The following is a 15,650-nucleotide window of genomic DNA, read 5'->3' as shown; positions in this document are numbered from 1 at the left end:
AGTGACGCCGGGCGACGCGGTGCCCGGGGAGCGAGACGTGAGTAACCTCGAGGGCATGAGGGACCAGCCCCGTGGCGTCCACACCCCTTCCCCCTACGTCTGGACCGGTCGCGCGACCAACCGGATGCAGTGGCTGCCGGCGCTGATCGGTGCCGCCTGCACGGCGCTCGGCATCGTGCTCGCCGTCGACCCGGCCTGGTCGAACGGCACCGTGCCGCTGGCCATGGCCGTCGTCGGGTGCATCGCGGCCGGACTGCTGGTCCTGTTCGGCACCCTCGCCTTCGTGCACGTCGCGCTGCGTGTCGACGAGGAGAACGTGGAGGTGCGCTGCGGCCACATCGGAGTGCCGCGCCGCCGCATCCCGCTGTCGCACGTCGCCGGAGCCGAGTTAGTCCCGCACGTCACACCGCGGCACTGGGGCGGCTGGGGCTACCGCTGGCGGCCCGAGAAGGGCACCGCGGTCGTCGTGCGCCGTGGCGAGGGCATCGCCCTGAGCCTGTGGGACGGACACACCTTCACGATCACCGTGGACGACGCGGAGGCGGCGGTGAGCGCCATCCGTGACCGTCTCCACCCGCACCGGCCGGACCCGGCGGGCTGAGCCACCGTGCCGGGGACGGTCACGGTGCGAGCCGGGCCCCGCCCACGGGAGTGTCCGTCGGCCGCCCCGGTGCACCGGAGGCGGCACGGCCGGGGCCCGGGCCGGTCGCCGTAGACTCGCGGAGTGACCGTCACCGCAACCTCCGTCGGCGAGTCGGACCCGATGCCCCCGCAGACCGCGCCCGGTGCGTGGCGCCGGCGGCTCGTGCGCCTCGTTCCGTTCGCAGCGGCAGCACTCTCCGGGCTGCTCCTCTACGTCAGCTTCCCGCCGCGCACCCTGTGGTGGCTGGCGCTGCCCGCCTTCGCCGTCTTCGGCGGGCTGCTGCGCGGGCGGAGCTGGAAGGCGGGGCTCGGCATCGGCTACCTCTTCGGCCTGGGCTTCCTGCTGCCGCTGCTGGTGTGGACCGGTGTGGAGGTCGGGCCGGGCCCGTGGATCGCCCTCGCCGTGATCGAGGCGGTCTTCGTCGCACTGGTCGGCGCCGGTGCCGCCGCGGTCTCGAAGCTGCCCGGGTCGCCGGTGTGGGCCGCCGCGCTCTGGACCGCCGGGGAAGCGGCACGCGCGCGTGTGCCGTTCAGCGGGTTTCCCTGGGGCAAGATCGCGTTCGGGCAGGCGGACGGCGTGTTCCTGCCGCTCGCCGCGCTGGGTGGTACCCCCGTGCTCGGCTTCGCGGTCGTCCTGTGCGGCTTCGGCCTGTACGAGATCGTGCGCGTGGTCCTGGACGCCCGCCGTACCACAACCGTGCGCCGCGTCGCGGCGGCCGTCGGCGCGCTGAGCGTGGCGGCGCCCCTCGTGGCCGCGGTCGCCGCCCGTCCACTGGTGAGCGACACGGCCGAGGACGGCACGGCGACCGTCGCGGTCGTCCAGGGCAACGTGCCGCGTCTGGGGCTCGACTTCAACACCCAGCGGCGGGCCGTCCTCGACTACCACGCGCGCGAGACGGAGCGTCTGGCCGCCGCCGTCGACGCGGGCGAGGCCGAGCGGCCCGACATCGTGCTGTGGCCGGAGAACTCCTCCGACATCGACCCCTTCGCCAACGCCGACGCGCGTGCCGTCATCGACCGTGCGGCGCAGGCGATCGGCGCCCCGGTCTCGGTCGGCGCCGTGGTGGGCAAGGACGGCAAGCTGCTCAACGAGCAGGTTCTCTGGGACCCGGACAAGGGCCCCGTGGACATCTACGACAAGCGGCAGATCCAGCCCTTCGGCGAGTACCTCCCGCTGCGTTCCCTGGTCGGGGCGATCAACGACGAGTGGACGTCGATGGTCCGCCAGGACTTCAGCCGGGGCACCGAACCGGGCGTGTTCACCATGGCCGGCACCGGCGTCGGACTCGTCACCTGCTACGAGGCGGCCTTCGACTGGGCGGTGCGCGACACGGTCACCGAGGGCGCACGGCTGATCTCCGTACCCAGCAACAACGCCACCTTCGGCCGCAGCGAGATGACCCACCAGCAGCTCGCCATGTCCAGGGTCCGCGCCGTCGAGCACAGCCGCACCGTCACCGTTCCGGTGACCAGCGGCGTCAGCGCGATCATCATGCCGGACGGGAAGGTCAGCCAAAGGACCGGCATGTTCGTCGCCGACTCCCTGGTGCAGGAGGTGCCGCTGCGCTCCTCGCTGACGCCCGCCACCCGCCTCGGCGTCCTCCCCGAGACCGTCCTCGTCCTGGTCGCCGCGGGCGGCCTGGGGTGGGCCGTCGCCACCGGTGTGCGCGGGCGGGTGCGCCGGTGACGCGCCGTCGTGCGTCCGGCGCGCGCCTCCTGAAGCGTCGTGGAGCGGCCCGCCCTGCCCGTTAGGGTCTGGGGCATGGCTACTCCTGACTTCATCAGCACCCTGCGCGTCCTGGCCGGTCACCAGTTGCTCTGGCTTCCCGGGGTCACCGCCCTCGTCTTCGACGACGAGGGCAGAGTGCTGCTGAACCGCCGCTCCGACACCGGTAAGTGGTCGGTGATCGGCGGCATCCCCGATCCGGGGGAGCAGCCCGCGGCCTGCGCGGTGCGCGAGGTCGAGGAGGAGACCGCGGTGCGCTGCGTCGTCGAGCGGGTCGTGATGGTCCAGGCACTGGAGCCGGTGACGTACGACAACGGCGACATCTGCCAGTACATGGACATCACCTTCCGCTGCCGTGCCGTCGGCGGCGAGGCCCGCGTCAACGACGACGAATCGCTGGACGTCGCCTGGTTCGACGTGGACGCGCTGCCGGAGCTGAACGAGTTCGGGCGGTTCCGGATCAAGCAAGCCATGGCTGACGCACCCACATGGTTCGACCCCACTGCTTCCGGCTGAACTGTGGGGCACCACCACACGGGGCGGAGCAGGGGCGCTGCCCAGGGTCAGGACATGACCGCGCCCCACGCCCCGGTGCCGACGGGGCGCACAACCTGAGCGGTGGCCTGGCGGTGGGCGGCGCGTCCGTGGTCGACGTCCGGCCGGGCCCGGTGACATGGCTGGTGGCCGCGGCGCACGAGGTGCCGCAGAAGCTGGGGGACTTCGGCATCCTGGTGCACAGCGGCCGGAGTCCCCGCCGGGCGCCGGCCTGCAACCTGGTCTCGGCGCTGTTCTTTCCGCATCGTCCGCCCACGCCCCGAACCCCCCACGCCTGACGCCACGGTCCTGTCAGGACGCCCACGCGCCGTGCCCCGTTCGGCGGAAGTCCGGTGGCTGCCCGCGGTGCCGACGCCCACGCTCGACCTGGTGGGCCACGCTCACGCCAGTCGCCCGCCGCTCGCAGTCGGTGACGGGCCGGGCTGCGAGGAGTCCATGAGCTGCCACCCCGGGGCCGGAAAGACACGCCGAATACCAGGAGACCCGTCATGGAGATGCCCGTCGTGACCGGAGCTTGAGTTCTAGTGATCGTCGCCCTCGTCGTCCTGGTGGCGCCGCGGGTGACGGCGTGGAAAGCCGGCGCACTTGAGCTGGCCGTCAGTTGGGGGGTCGAGTTCCTGCAGCTCAGTGGGGTGCCGGCAGAGCTCTCCCGGCACAGCGTTGCTGCCCGCTTGATCCTCGGTTCCATCTTCGACGCACCGGACCTGTTCTGGTACGCGGTCGGTGCGCTGGCCGGACGGCTCGGCGTGGCCTCTCGAAGGGCGGGTGGGCGGTGGACGTCCTTGTCCGCACGGAAGGCCCCGGCCGGCTCGCGGACCAGGCCGCGGAAGGTTCCGTAGCCGCGACGCCGGAGCGGCGTGGAGCGGCGTTCTTCGAGAGGGCGGACCGGGCGTGCGGGGGTTCTCGGCGTTCCAGGGGCGCCGACGTCGTCCCGGTCCCGCGAAGGGTCCGGCAGTGACCTCCGTCCCGTCCCACCTGTGCACGCCGGCCACCCGTATGCCCGACCATCGATCGGCATAAAACGGTGCTTACCGGAGACTCGATGGTGCGAGCGTGGGTGAGCGCGCCCGGTGTCGTGCTGCGCGACCACCGGTGACGGCGAGGAGACGGGCATGGTCCTGAAGTCCATGAGCACCATCGAAGAGTCGGTCGACATCGACGTCCCGGTCCATGTGGCGTACAACCAGTGGACGCAGTTCAAGACGTTCCCCCGCTTCCTGGACGGCGTCAGACGTGTCGACCAGATCCAGGCGGTGATGACCCACTGGGTGACCCGGTTCGGCCCGAGGACGTACGAGTACGACGCGGAGATCGTGGAACAGATCCCGGACCGGCTGGTCCGCTGGGAGGTCCTCGACGAACCCCGGCACACCGGCGCGGCGGTCTTCGAGGCACTCGACGCCGGCCACTGCCGGATGATCCTGCGCGTCGACCTGCGGTCCCGGGGAGTCCTGAAGCGGGCGGCGACCGCTCTCGGCCTTCCCCGCCGTGTGGTCCACACCGCTCTGACGTCCTTCAAGGAGTTCACCGAGGGGCAGGGCCGCGAGACCGGCGCCTGGCGCGGCGAGATCAGCAAGGGTCACGTCCAGCCCACCGAGGGCCGGAGCCGCCCCCATGTGCCGACCTGGCCCACCGGCTGACCGGCTGACCGGCAGGCCGGCAGGCCGGATCAAGGGGCCGGCCCGTACCCGGCAGAACGGCCACGGGGCCGCACCGGCGTCAGGGGATGCAGGACACGGAGCGAGGAGGGATCACGTTGCAGAAGCCGCCGAACGAGGAACCGGCCGACGACCGCCCTGAGGTCACCCCGCCCCACACCTGGGCCGCGGGCGTACCAGCGGTGTACCACGCGATGAAGTACTCCCTGGGCCAGACGTCGGTCCGGCGTACGGGGCTCACGCTGCTGAACCTCAACCAGGTCCGCGGCTTCGACTGCCCCGGCTGCGCGTGGCCCGAGCCCGAGCCGGGGCACCGCCCCGTGAACGAGTACTGCGAGAACGGTGCCAAGCACACCAACGACGAGGCCACCTCGCGCCGTATCACGGCTGATTTCTTCCGCCGGTACCCGATCAGCGAGCTGGCCGGGAAGTCCGACCGGTGGCTCAACCAGCAGGGCCGCCTCACCCGGCCCGTGGTCAAGCGGCCCGGCTCCGACCACTACGAGCCGATCAGCTGGGACGCAGCCCTCGACCTGCTCGCCGGCGAGCTGGAGGCGCTGGCCTCCCCGAACGAGGCGATCTTCTACACCTCCGGCCGCGCCAGTAACGAGGCCGCGTTCGTCCTGCAGCTCTTCGCCCGCGCGTTCGGCACCAACAACCTGCCGGACTGCTCCAACATGTGCCACGAATCCAGTGGCACCGCGCTCAACGAGACCCTCGGCACCGGCAAGGGCGACGTGTCGCTGCGTGACATCCACCACGCCGACCTCATTCTGGTCGTCGGCCAGAACCCGGGCACCAACCACCCCCGGATGCTGTCCGCGCTGGAGAACTGCAAGCGCCGTGGAGGCAGGATCGTCGCCGTCAACCCGCTGCCCGAGGCGGGCCTGGCCCGCTTCAAGCAGCCCCAGCGGCCCCGCGGCGTCATCGGTCGTGGTACGCGGATCGCCGACCGCTTCCTCCACATCAGGATCGGCGGAGACCTGGCCCTGTTCCAGGCGCTCAACCTCCTGCTCCTGGAGGCGGAGGAGGCCGCGCCCGGCACTGTCCTCGACCGGGACTTCGTCAACGCCCAGACCGAGGGCTTCGAGGAGTTCGCCCGGCACCTGCGCGCCACCGTCTCCTGGCCCGAGGTCGAGAAGGCCACCGGTCTGACCCGCGCCCGGATCGAGGAAGTGCGCGACATGGTCCTCGAGAGCAAGCGCGTGATCGTCTGCTGGGCGATGGGCCTGACCCAGCACAAGCACGGCGTGCCCACCATCCGCGAGGTGGTCAACTTCCTGCTGCTGCGCGGCAACATCGGCCGGCCCGGCGCCGGTGCCTGTCCCGTGCGAGGTCACAGCAACGTGCAGGGCGACCGGACCATGGGCATCTGGGAGCGGATGCCGGACCACTTCCTCGACGCCCTCGCCCGCGAGTTCCGCTTCGAGCCGCCCCGCGAGCACGGCTGGGACTCCGTCGGCTCGGTCCGGGCCATGCGTGACGGCCGTGCCACGGTCTTCCTCGGCCTGGCCGGGAACTTCGTCCGCGCCATCTCGGACAGCGAGGTCAGTGAGGCCGCCATGCGCAACTGCCGGTTGACCGCGCACATCTCCACCAAGCTCAACCGCTCCCACGTCGTGTGCGGCGAGACCGCCCTGATCCTGCCCACCCTCGGCCGCACCGAGCGGGACGTGCAGGCCACCGGCGAGCAGTTCGTCACCGTCGAGGACTCCATGAGCCAGATCCACGCCTCCCGCGGCGTCCTCGAACCGGCCTCCCCCCACCTCCTCAGTGAGGTCGCCGTCCTCAGCCGCCTGGCCCGCCGTACCCTCGGTGACAAGGCCTCCGTCCGCTGGGAACGCTTCGAGACCGACTACGACTGCGTCCGCGACCACATCTCCCGTGTCGTCCCCGGCTTCGAGGACTTCACCACGCGTGTCCGCCGCCCCGGCGGCTTCGGCCTGTCCAACCCGGTCAACGAGGGCGTCTTCCCCACACCCGTCGGCAAGGCCCTCTTCAGCCGCAACGACTTCGAGGCCCTGACCGCCCCGCCCGGCCATCTGATCCTGCAGAGCCTGCGCTCCCACGACCAGTGGAACACCGTGCCATACACGGACGACGACCGTTACCGAGGCATCCACGGCTCCCGCCGCGTCGTCTTCGTCAACTGGTACGACATGCGCGAACTCGGCCTGGAAGAGGGCGTGCCGGTCGACCTGGTCGGTGTCTGGAAGGACGGTGCCGAACGCCGGGCGGAGAACTTCCGGGTGGTCGGCTACCCGACCTCACGGGGCTGTGCGGCTGCCTACTACCCGGAGACCAACGTGCTGGTGCCGCTGGACAGCGTGGCGTACCTGAGCAACACGCCGACCTCGAAGGGGATCGTGGTGCGGCTGGAACCCCGGGAGGGGGCGCGTGCGACGGCGGCGGGAGAAGAGGGAGGCTCGTCCTGACCCCGGTCCCCTGACCCCGGTCCCCTGACCCCGGTCCCCTGACCCCGGTCCCCTGACCCCGGTCCCCTGACGGGGCCTCCGGATGAGGCCCCGTCAGGGGGAGGGCATGCCGGCGACGGGAACGACGGCACGAGCGGCGCGGCGGGAGCGCTCCGCCGGGCGAAGCCGTCGAGCGTGGTCGGGGGGGGAATGTGCACACCCGCGGGTGTTCCCGGCCGGTCTTCGGGCACTCGGCCCCGGAACCACTGGGACGTATGGGGAGGAACCATGCAGCTGTCATTCCTTGAGCCGCTTTTCGACCGTCCCGGTCCCTGGGCGACGGTCTACCTCGGCCCCGGGGAGAACGACGAGTCGGGTGCCAAGCGGCGTGAGCTGTCCGTACGGGAAGCCTGTCGGACGCTGGAGGAGAACGGCGCCGACGAGGCGACCGCACAGGCGGTCCACGACGACCTGATGGGCATGAGTCCCGCGGAGGACCCGGCGGGCCGGGCCGTCTTCGCCACGGGTGGCGAGGTGGTGCTCGGGCACCGCCTCGCCCGGCCCCCGCAGCGGGACATCGCGGCCTGGGCCCCTCTGCCCCGCCTGACCCCGCTGCTGGAACTGGCCGGTCAGGATCCCGTATGCCTCGTGGCGTACGTCGACCGGGCCGGCGCGGACTTCGAGGTGCGCGGGGCGGCCGGGCGCACCCGGGACGCCGGGCAGGTGGAGGGCCGGCAGTGGCCGATGCACCGCACGTCCACGGCGGACTGGTCCGAGCGGCACTTCCAGCTCAAGGTCGAGAACACCTGGGAGCACAACGCCGGTGAGATCGCACGGGCGCTGACCGGAGTGTACGAGGAGTCCGGCGCCGATCTGATCGTGCTGGTCGGTGACGCCCGTGAACGGCCGGCGGTGTATGACAGGCTCCCCGACGCCGTCCGTGAGGTGACGGTGGAGACCGAGCACGGAGGCCGTGCCGCCGGTTCGTCCTCACCCGCACTCGAGCAGGCCGTCGAGCAGGCCCGGAGCCGGTACACCCGCCGTCGCGTGGACGAGGCGCTGGAACGCTTCCGTGCCGGGCGGGTGGGCACCGACCGGCCCACGGACGCCGTCGAGGGTGTCCCGGCCGTGGTGGAGGCGGCACGCGAGCACCGTATCGACACCCTGTTGATCCGGCCCGACGGACCGGATCTGGGCCGTGAGACGTGGGTGGGAGCGGGGCCCGACCAGGTGGCGGTGCGCCGGACCGACGCGCAGACCCTCGGCGAGAGCGATCCCGTCTCCGCCCGCGCGGACGACGCGCTGTTGCGGTCGGCTGCCGTCACGGCCGCCGACGTGCTGGTTGTTCCGCCACTGGATCCTCGGAATGTTTCCGATGCTCCCGACGTTTCCGAGGCGGTCGAAGGCACGGGGGAGGACGCCGACATCCCGGTGGGCGGTCTCGGTGCCCTGCTGCGCTGGACGCACGAGCCCACCGTGCGGTGACCGGGCTCAGCGCCCGGCCTTGACCTCCGTACCGTTGCCGCCGCCCGTCGGGGCGGCGGCAACGTGGGTGAGACGGTGTGTGACCGTGGACAACGTTGCCGCCGTTGCCACGTGTCAATATATGACCAATCAATTATTTGAATGACCACCGGTCCGAGGGAGTCCTCGCGGCGCCGTCACTCGGGCGCGCAGCGCGAACTCGCGACGACCGCCATGGGCCGAGAGGCTTACCAGCTCGGGTTCCAGGGGCCGACGACGTCCCCGCCCCTCCCGCTCCTGTACCGCTCCGCTCCTGTACCGCTGCCTTCGAAAGGTTGTTCCGCACCATGCCGCTGGCTCTGCTGGCCCTGGCCGTCGTCGCGTTCGCCATCGGCACGACCGAGTTCGCCACGATGGGGCTGCTGCCCCAGATCGCCGACGGGATCGGTGTGTCCGTGCCGCACGCCGGCAACCTCGTCTCCGCCTACGCGCTCGGTGTCGTCGTCGGCGCGCCCCTGCTGACGGGCATCGGTGCGCGCATGCCCCACAAGCGACTGCTGCTTCTCCTGTCGGGACTGTTCGTGGTCGGCAACGCGGCGTCCGCGCTCGCTCCCGACTTCGGCCTGCTCTTCGCCGCACGGTTCCTGGCGGGCCTGCCGCACGGAGCGCTGTTCGGCGTGGGGGCCGTCGTCGCCTCACGACTGGTCGCCCCGGGGCGCGCGGCACGTGCCGTCTCCAGGGTGTTCCTCGGTCTCACCGTCGCCAACATCGTCGGCGTACCGGCGAGCACGGCCCTCGGGCAGCAGCTGGGCTGGCGGTCCGCCTACTGGGCGGTCACCGTCATCGGACTCGTCGCCCTCGTCATGCTGGCCTGCTTCGTCCCCCACCAGCCGCGTGGCCGGCAGTCCGGCATCCGGTCCGAGCTGCGGGCCATGGGGAACAGGCAGGTCGCGATCGGCATGGCCGTCGCCGTGGTCGGGTTCGGCGGATTCTTCGCCGTCTACAGCTACCTGGTGCCCATGCTGACCAATCTGACGCGAATGTCGGACTCCTCGACCACTCTGGTCCTTGCGCTCTACGGCGTCGGCATGACGCTCGGCACGCTGATCGCGGGACCGCTCACGGACCGCGCCCTGCGGCCGACGCTGTACGCGGGCCTGACGCTGCTCGCCGCGGCACTGGTGACGTTCTACTTCACCGTGCACAGCGTCGTGCCCGCCCTGGTGACGATCACCGTCATCGGCGCGATGGGCTCTCTCATCACCACGCCCGTCCAGATGCTGCTCATGGCCAAGGCCAAGAACGCTCCGACGATGGCGGCTGCCTCCAACCACTCCGCGTTCAACCTGGCCAACGCGGGTGGGGCCTGGATCGGAGGCCTGGTCATCTCGGCGGGCTGGGGCTGGGCCGCGCCCAGTCTGGTCGGTGCGGCTCTTGCCCTGGCCGGTCTCGGTCTGGCCGTCACGGGTGGCCTGATGGACCGGGGCAGCCGGCCCTCCGAGGTGATCATGGAAGGCCCGGCCGTGGCCGACCAGGAGACGCGTACGGCCACGTGACGACCTGAGAAGAGGACGAACCGCCGGGCCCGTCAGCAGTGTGGGCGGGCCCGGCGCGGTGTCCAGGCGTCGGCAGGGGGTGCCGGACGTCTCCGGACGAGTTGCCCGCGCAGCGTCGCGAGGGGCAGGTGCGGGTCGGGCGTCCGGTGCGGGAACGCGTGGGGCGGTGGACCCGTGCCGGCCCTTCGCGCCGCGTCGTTGAGGGTCTCCCGGCCGGTCGTCCGGTCATGGCCGGCCCGGTCATGGCCGGCCCGGTCTGCCGGCGGGCTGCGGCCATGGCCGTCCCGAGCGTGACGCGTGGGTGGACGAGGTCGTGGACGTGGCCGGAGAGGCGGCTGCGTCACCGGGTTCCTTGCAGAAAGCCCCGGCGTTCGCGCCGGGGATGGACGCGTGCACTTCAACGGGGGCGTTTCTGCTGCTCGATGTACTGACGCAGGACAGCCGACGGCGCCCCGCGGCACGACGCGGAGAAGCAGGACGGCGACCGCAGGTGTCCGTGTATGACTGCGTCATCCGTTCCATCGCGGCGTCGGAGTTCTCTCCACCGGGCGCGTCGACGCACCCGATCGGGGCGCGTCCCGACGCGCGGCCGAAGGAAGTCGTACCTCCGGCCGCGCTGGAGGCGACAGCCGGCGACGGTCGCTCAGAGGGCCCAGCCGGTCAGGGCTCAGCGGGCGAGCAGGTCCCGCAGGGCCCCGGTGACGTCGCCGGGTGCCTCCTCGGCCATGAAGTGGCCGGAGGTGACGGTGGTGTGCCGCAGGTCGGGTGCCCAGGCGCGCCAGACCGCGGCGGCGTCGTAGCCCAGGGCCGCGCCCCGGTCCTGCTGGAGCACCGCGACCGGCATGCGCAGCCGGTTCCCGGCGGTCCGGTCGGCCCGGTCGTGTTCGAGGTCGACGCCGGCGGAGGCACGGTAGTCGGCCACGATCGAAGGAACCGCGGCACGGCAGGCCGCCAGGTACGCGGCGCGGATGTCGGCCGGGACCGCCCGGTCGTCGGCCGTCCAGCTGTCGAGGAAGTGCCCGAAGAAGACGTCCGGCTCGGCAGCGATCATGCGCTCCGGCAGGCCCGGCGGCTGAGCCATCAGGTACAGGTGGAAGGCGACGGACGCGGTGACCCCGTGCAGCACCTCCCACATGTCGAGGGTCGGCAGGACGTCGAGGCAGGCCAGGTGGGTGACCGTACCGGGGTGGTCGAGCGCGGCGCGGAAGGCCACCAGGGCGCCGCGGTCGTGCCCGGCCAGCGCGAACCGCTCGTGCCCGAGGGCGCGGGCCAGGGCGATGACGTCGCCGGCCATGGTCCGCTTGGCGTAGACGGTGCCGTCGGTGTCCTCCGGTTTGCCGCTGGCACCGTAGCCGCGCAGGTCGGGGCAGATCACGGTGTGATCGGCGGCGAGGTCGGTGGCCACGTGCCGCCACATGAGGTGGGTCTGCGGGAAACCGTGCAGCAGTACGACGGGAGGGCCCGAGCCGCCTACGGCCGCGTACAGGAAGACCTCGTCGGCGACGGGAATGCGATGACGGCCGAAACCGGCGATGACAGGCGTCATGGCCAGGCTCCTTTCCTCGGGGAAGCGGGTTCTTCCATGCTGTGGGCGCCGGATGAGCAGCGAATGAGCAACGTCGCGCGGCAGCCGGGAACGGCACACGGACGGTTGCCTTGCGGCGGCATCCCGGCCTGAGGCCACCGCGCCCGGCGGAAAGAGAGTGGGGGAAGGGTGCGTGTCGTCTTCGGTGTGCTCGGACCGGTGGTGGCCTGGAACGCAGACGCAGACGCAGACGCGGGTGCAGGAGCTGAGGCCGGAGCGGAGGGGAGCGGCAGGACGGCCATCGCCCTCAAGGGCCCCCGGCACCGCTCGGTGCTGGCGCGGCTGATCATCGCCCGGGGACGTGTCGTGCCCCTCCGGCGTCTGATCGACGACCTCTGGCCCGATCCGCCCGGCGACGCGGTGGGTTCGGTACGCACGTTCGTCGCCGCGCTGCGCCGTGCTCTGGAACCGGAACGCGCTCCGCGTACTCCGGCCGGGCTGCTGGTCACCGAAGGCCCCGGGTACGCGCTGCGCGCCGCCGCGGACGAGGTGGACGCCTGGTGTTTCGAGCAGGAGGTCACCGCCGCCGCGGCGCTGCCGCCCACGGACGTGGCCTCCCGGCTGGGGGAGGTGCTCGGCCGGTGGCGCGGACCGGCCTACGCGGAGTTCGCGGACCAGCCGTGGGCTCGGGCGGAGAGCCGACGCCTGACCGAACTGCGGCTGCACGCCGTCGAGCGGCACGCCGAAGCGCTGCTGGCCCTGGGCCACCCCGAGCGGGCGGCCGCCGACCTGCGGGTGCACACGACGGAGCACCCGTGGCGGGAGCACGCCTGGCGGCTGCTCGCCCTGGCGCTGTACCGCGCGGGCCGTCAGGGCGACGCACTGGCCGTGCTGCGGCAGGCCCGCACCGCGCTCGCGGAGGAACTGGGCATCGAGCCGGGTCCGGGCCTGCGCGGCCTGGAGGCCGACATCCTCCATCAAGCGGACCCTGCGCGCCCCGCCTCCGGCACCGGCGGGACGGCGGGGCAGGTGTGGGAACGGGCCGCTGCCTCGTACGACCGCACCGTGGCCACCAGCGCGCGGGCCCGCCTGGAATCCACGGTGGGACTGCTGCGCGACCTCGCGGTGGCCGGCGGTGGCCGGCGGTGGTGGCGGCCTGCCGGCCGCCTTCGAGCACCGGGTCTCGGCGGTCATGGCGGCCGAGGAACTCGGCGACGCCGAACTCACCGCCCGAGTGATCGGCGCCTACGACGTCCCGGCGATCTGGACGCGCTCGGACGACCCGAAGCAGGCGGCGCACATCGTCCGGGCCGCCGAGCGTACCCTCGCAGCCCTGCCCGCCGGGGGCCACGAGGCCGCCAAGGCCCGGTTGCTGGTGACGATCGCCCTGGAATCGCGCGGCACGGGCGGCCTGCGCGGTCCGCAGGCCGCCCGGCAGGCCGAGCAGCTGGCCCGCGGTCTCGGAGACCCGGCGCTGCTGGCGTTCACGCTCAACGCCGTCTTCATGCAGTCCTTCGACCGGACCGGGCTGGCCCCGCGCCGGGAGGCGATCGGCAGGGAGCTGACCGACGTCTCCGCCCGGCACGGCCTGGCCACGTTCGAGATCCTCGGCCACCTCGTCCGGCTGCAGGCGCGCGGCGCCCTCGGCGACTTCCCCTCGGCCGACCGGCACGCGGCCGCCGCCGACCGTCTGGCCGCCCGTCACGAACGTCCGCTGGTCGCCGTGTTCACCCGGTGGTACGCCGCTCTGCGGCTGGACGCGACCGGCCGGGCACCGGCCCCCGAGGCGGAGGCGGCCTACCGGGACGCGGCCGCCCTGCTGGACGGCTGCGGCATGCCCGGCCTGGCCCGGGGTCTGCTGCCGCTGGCGCTGCTGTGCCTGCGTCTGCGCCGTGGCCTGTCCCCGCGCTTCGACGGGACCGTCGACTGGGGACCGTACGCGGACTGGGTCCGACCGCTGATGCTGCTCGAACAGGGCAGCCGCGCCGAGGCCGCCGAGGCCCTGCACGGGACTCCCGAACCGCCGCGCGACCTCCTCCAGGAGGCCCTGTGGTGCCTCACCGCCCGAGCGGCACTCGCCCTCGGTGACCGGGACGGCATGCGACGTGCCCGCACCGCGCTCGCCCCGGCGGCCGGCGAACTGGCCGGCGCGGGCAGCGGGCTGCTCACCCTCGGTCCGGTGTCGGCCCACTTGGCCGACCTCTCGGTCGCCCTCAAGGACACGTGACGGTTCTCCACCGCTGCCGGACGGCCGAGCCGGTTCGGGAGCGCACCACCGGCCCCGGCCGCGACGGCGCACCGGCGTGTCCGTACCCGCCGTGACGAAGACGGCGGGTGCCGTCCTTTCGGCCGCTGCCGCCGTACCACTGCCGCGCTTGTAAAACGGAACGTCGTTCCGTATTGTTTCCGGAGCGGTGTTCCGCTTTTCTCGTGGTGCCGGAGCGGACGTCCGGCACCCAGGCCACGCCGCGCCCCACCACAACACCCCACTCCCTATGGAGGAACACGGCCATGCAATACCGCACCTTGGGCCGCACCGGCGTGCAGGTCAGCTCCCTCGCGCTCGGCGCGATGAACTTCGGCAGGATCGGGCGCACCACTCAGGACGAGGTCACCGCCGTCGTCGACGCAGCCCTGGAGGCAGGGATCAATCTCGTCGACACCGCCGACGCGTACAGCGGCGGCGAGTCGGAGGAGATGGTGGGCAGGGCCGTCGCCGGGCGCCGTGACGACATCGTGCTGGCCACGAAGGCGACCATGCCCATGGGGGACGAGCGAAATCATCAGGGCAGTTCGCGCCGCTGGCTGGTCACCGCCCTTGAGGACAGCCTGCGCCGCCTCGGCGTCGACCACGTCGACCTCTACCAGATCCACCGATGGGACCCGCGCACCAGCGACGAGGAGACCCTCTCGGCGCTGACCGACCTGCAGCGCGCCGGAAAGATCCGCTACTTCGGCTCCTCGACCTTCCCGGCGCACCGGATCGTGCAGGCCCAGTGGGCCGCCCGCGACCATCGCCTGAGCCGCTACGTCACCGAACAGCCCAGTTACTCGATCCTGCAGCGCGGGATCGAGACCCACGTGCTGCCCGTGACCGAGGAGTACGGCCTCGGCGTACTGGTGTGGAGCCCGTTGGCCTCCGGCTGGCTCTCGGGTGTGGTCCGCGAGGGCCGGGACGTCACCACCAACCGCTCCACGTTCATGCCGCAGCGCTTCGACACCGCCATTCCCTCCAACCGGGCCAGGCTCGACGCCGTCGAGCGACTCGCCAGGATCGCCGACGAGGCCGGCCTGACCCTGATCCAGCTGGCGCTCGGATTCGTGACCGCGCACCCCGCTGTGACCAGCGCGCTGATCGGCCCTCGCACACTGGACCACCTGCGCTCGCAACTCGCCGCAGCCGGCACCGTGCTCCCCGCCGACGTGCTGGACGCGATCGACGCCGTGGTCGCCCCCGGCACCGACCTGGCCGCGCACGAGAAGAACGACACCCCGCCCGCGCTGCTCGACCCCTCGCTGCGCCGCCGTTGACCCTCCGGGGGCCGCGCGCCGAGGGGGAACGCGCACGGCAGGCCGTCGCACGGGTGCTCCCCGCGACGGCCTGCACGGAACGCGCCGTGGACGGCGCCGACGCAGGTCGCGGCCCGTTCGGGGCCAGAATGCCGGTGCCCGCACCGGCGTGGCTCGGCGGGAGGCGTCCGTCCACCCGTCAGGACAACTGCAGCGTACGCGTCCGAACCCTCTGAGCAGTCCCCACGCCCGGCCGGTCCGCCACCACCGCCGCCGCCACCACCGCCACCGACGGCACCGGACACGGCAACCCCATACGCTCCGTCCAGGTCGTCCGACCGGTCTTGGTACGCTTCCGGGGCCAGTCGTGCCACATCCGAGGCCAGGGAATCCGGTGGAAATCCGGAACTGACGCGCAGCGGTGAGGGGGACGGGCGGAGCATGCATGACGCCACTGGGGCGGCCGGCCGGAAGGACGGCGCGCACTGCCCCGGGAAGGCGCTCCGTCCGGGCGAACCCGAGTCCGAAGACCTGCTGGCACCCCGCCGCCATGGGTGGTGGGGTCCCTCGTAGGCCAGGCTCCGCGTACGAGCCCCGACA

General features: G+C 72.5%; 11 protein-coding genes, 1 pseudogene and 1 riboswitch. Of the genes and pseudogenes, 11 read left to right on the top strand and 1 reads right to left on the bottom strand.

Going from position 1 to position 15,650, the window contains the following annotated elements; all coding sequences use genetic code 11:
* Positions 1-55 precede the first annotated feature (55 nt).
* The 9 genes from TU30_RS24710 to TU30_RS24670 all read left to right on the top strand — a co-directional run bounded on the left by TU30_RS24710 (position 56) and on the right by TU30_RS24670 (position 10,015).
* Positions 56-601, top strand: coding sequence for a hypothetical protein (locus tag TU30_RS24710; RefSeq protein ID WP_042173738.1), 546 nt, complete (start codon positions 56-58; stop codon positions 599-601).
* A 123-nt stretch (positions 602-724) separates the two neighbouring features.
* A complete protein-coding gene (lnt, locus tag TU30_RS24705; RefSeq protein ID WP_042173735.1) occupies positions 725-2,329 on the top strand; it encodes an apolipoprotein N-acyltransferase in 1,605 nt (534 codons plus the stop codon).
* Positions 2,330-2,404: 75 nt separating this feature from the next.
* The gene (locus tag TU30_RS24700; protein WP_042173733.1) at positions 2,405-2,884 is read left to right on the top strand and encodes an NUDIX domain-containing protein; all 480 of its coding nucleotides are present in this window, start codon (positions 2,405-2,407) and stop codon (positions 2,882-2,884) included.
* 113 nt (positions 2,885-2,997) lie between these two features.
* On the top strand, positions 2,998-3,201 hold the full coding sequence (locus TU30_RS24695; RefSeq protein WP_042173731.1) for a hypothetical protein: 204 nt from the start codon (positions 2,998-3,000) through the stop codon (positions 3,199-3,201).
* 246 nt (positions 3,202-3,447) lie between these two features.
* A complete protein-coding gene (locus TU30_RS24690; protein ID WP_078878490.1) occupies positions 3,448-3,762 on the top strand; it encodes a DUF2809 domain-containing protein in 315 nt (104 codons plus the stop codon).
* A gap of 273 nt (positions 3,763-4,035) precedes the next feature.
* The gene (locus TU30_RS24685; protein ID WP_234307979.1) at positions 4,036-4,563 is read left to right on the top strand and encodes an SRPBCC family protein; all 528 of its coding nucleotides are present in this window, start codon (positions 4,036-4,038) and stop codon (positions 4,561-4,563) included.
* Positions 4,564-4,679: 116 nt separating this feature from the next.
* Complete coding sequence (locus TU30_RS24680; RefSeq protein WP_042173728.1) at positions 4,680-7,016, top strand: FdhF/YdeP family oxidoreductase; 2,337 nt, start codon at positions 4,680-4,682, stop codon at positions 7,014-7,016.
* A 267-nt stretch (positions 7,017-7,283) separates the two neighbouring features.
* The gene (locus TU30_RS24675) at positions 7,284-8,480 is read left to right on the top strand and encodes a Vms1/Ankzf1 family peptidyl-tRNA hydrolase (protein ID WP_042173726.1); all 1,197 of its coding nucleotides are present in this window, start codon (positions 7,284-7,286) and stop codon (positions 8,478-8,480) included.
* Positions 8,481-8,806: 326 nt separating this feature from the next.
* Positions 8,807-10,015 (top strand): MFS transporter, encoded by a 1,209-nt coding sequence (locus TU30_RS24670; protein WP_042173724.1) that lies wholly within the window; start codon positions 8,807-8,809, stop codon positions 10,013-10,015.
* Positions 10,016-10,682: 667 nt separating this feature from the next.
* Here the strand turns inward: TU30_RS24670 and TU30_RS24665 are convergent.
* A complete protein-coding gene (locus tag TU30_RS24665) occupies positions 10,683-11,561 on the bottom strand; it encodes an alpha/beta fold hydrolase (protein WP_042173722.1) in 879 nt (292 codons plus the stop codon).
* A gap of 168 nt (positions 11,562-11,729) precedes the next feature.
* Between TU30_RS24665 and TU30_RS24660 the strand changes: the two are divergent.
* A pseudogene (locus TU30_RS24660) lies at positions 11,730-13,767 on the top strand (BTAD domain-containing putative transcriptional regulator).
* A gap of 284 nt (positions 13,768-14,051) precedes the next feature.
* Positions 14,052-15,071, top strand: coding sequence for an aldo/keto reductase (locus TU30_RS24655; protein ID WP_042173720.1), 1,020 nt, complete (start codon positions 14,052-14,054; stop codon positions 15,069-15,071).
* A 324-nt stretch (positions 15,072-15,395) separates the two neighbouring features.
* A riboswitch (cobalamin riboswitch) is annotated at positions 15,396-15,604 on the top strand.
* Positions 15,605-15,650 lie beyond the last annotated feature (46 nt).

The organism is Streptomyces sp. NBRC 110035, assembly GCF_000829695.1.
Taxonomy (GTDB): Bacteria; Actinomycetota; Actinomycetes; order Streptomycetales; family Streptomycetaceae; genus Streptomyces.
The sequence above is the reverse complement of the archived record's forward strand: the minus strand, read 5'-3'. Positions and strand labels throughout refer to the sequence as shown.

Bases quoted from the DNA above. Each gene is read 5' to 3' on its own strand.
- TU30_RS24685 (WP_234307979.1), top strand. From the start codon at position 4,036: ATGGTCCTGAAGTCCATGAGCACCATCGAAGAGTCGGTCGACATCGAC.
- TU30_RS24665 (WP_042173722.1), bottom strand. From the start codon at position 11,561: ATGACGCCTGTCATCGCCGGTTTCGGCCGTCATCGCATTCCCGTCGCC.
- TU30_RS24710 (WP_042173738.1), top strand. From the start codon at position 56: ATGAGGGACCAGCCCCGTGGCGTCCACACCCCTTCCCCCTACGTCTGG.
- TU30_RS24655 (WP_042173720.1), top strand. From the start codon at position 14,052: ATGCAATACCGCACCTTGGGCCGCACCGGCGTGCAGGTCAGCTCCCTC.
- TU30_RS24675 (WP_042173726.1), top strand. From the start codon at position 7,284: ATGCAGCTGTCATTCCTTGAGCCGCTTTTCGACCGTCCCGGTCCCTGG.
- TU30_RS24670 (WP_042173724.1), top strand. From the start codon at position 8,807: ATGCCGCTGGCTCTGCTGGCCCTGGCCGTCGTCGCGTTCGCCATCGGC.
- TU30_RS24700 (WP_042173733.1), top strand. From the start codon at position 2,405: ATGGCTACTCCTGACTTCATCAGCACCCTGCGCGTCCTGGCCGGTCAC.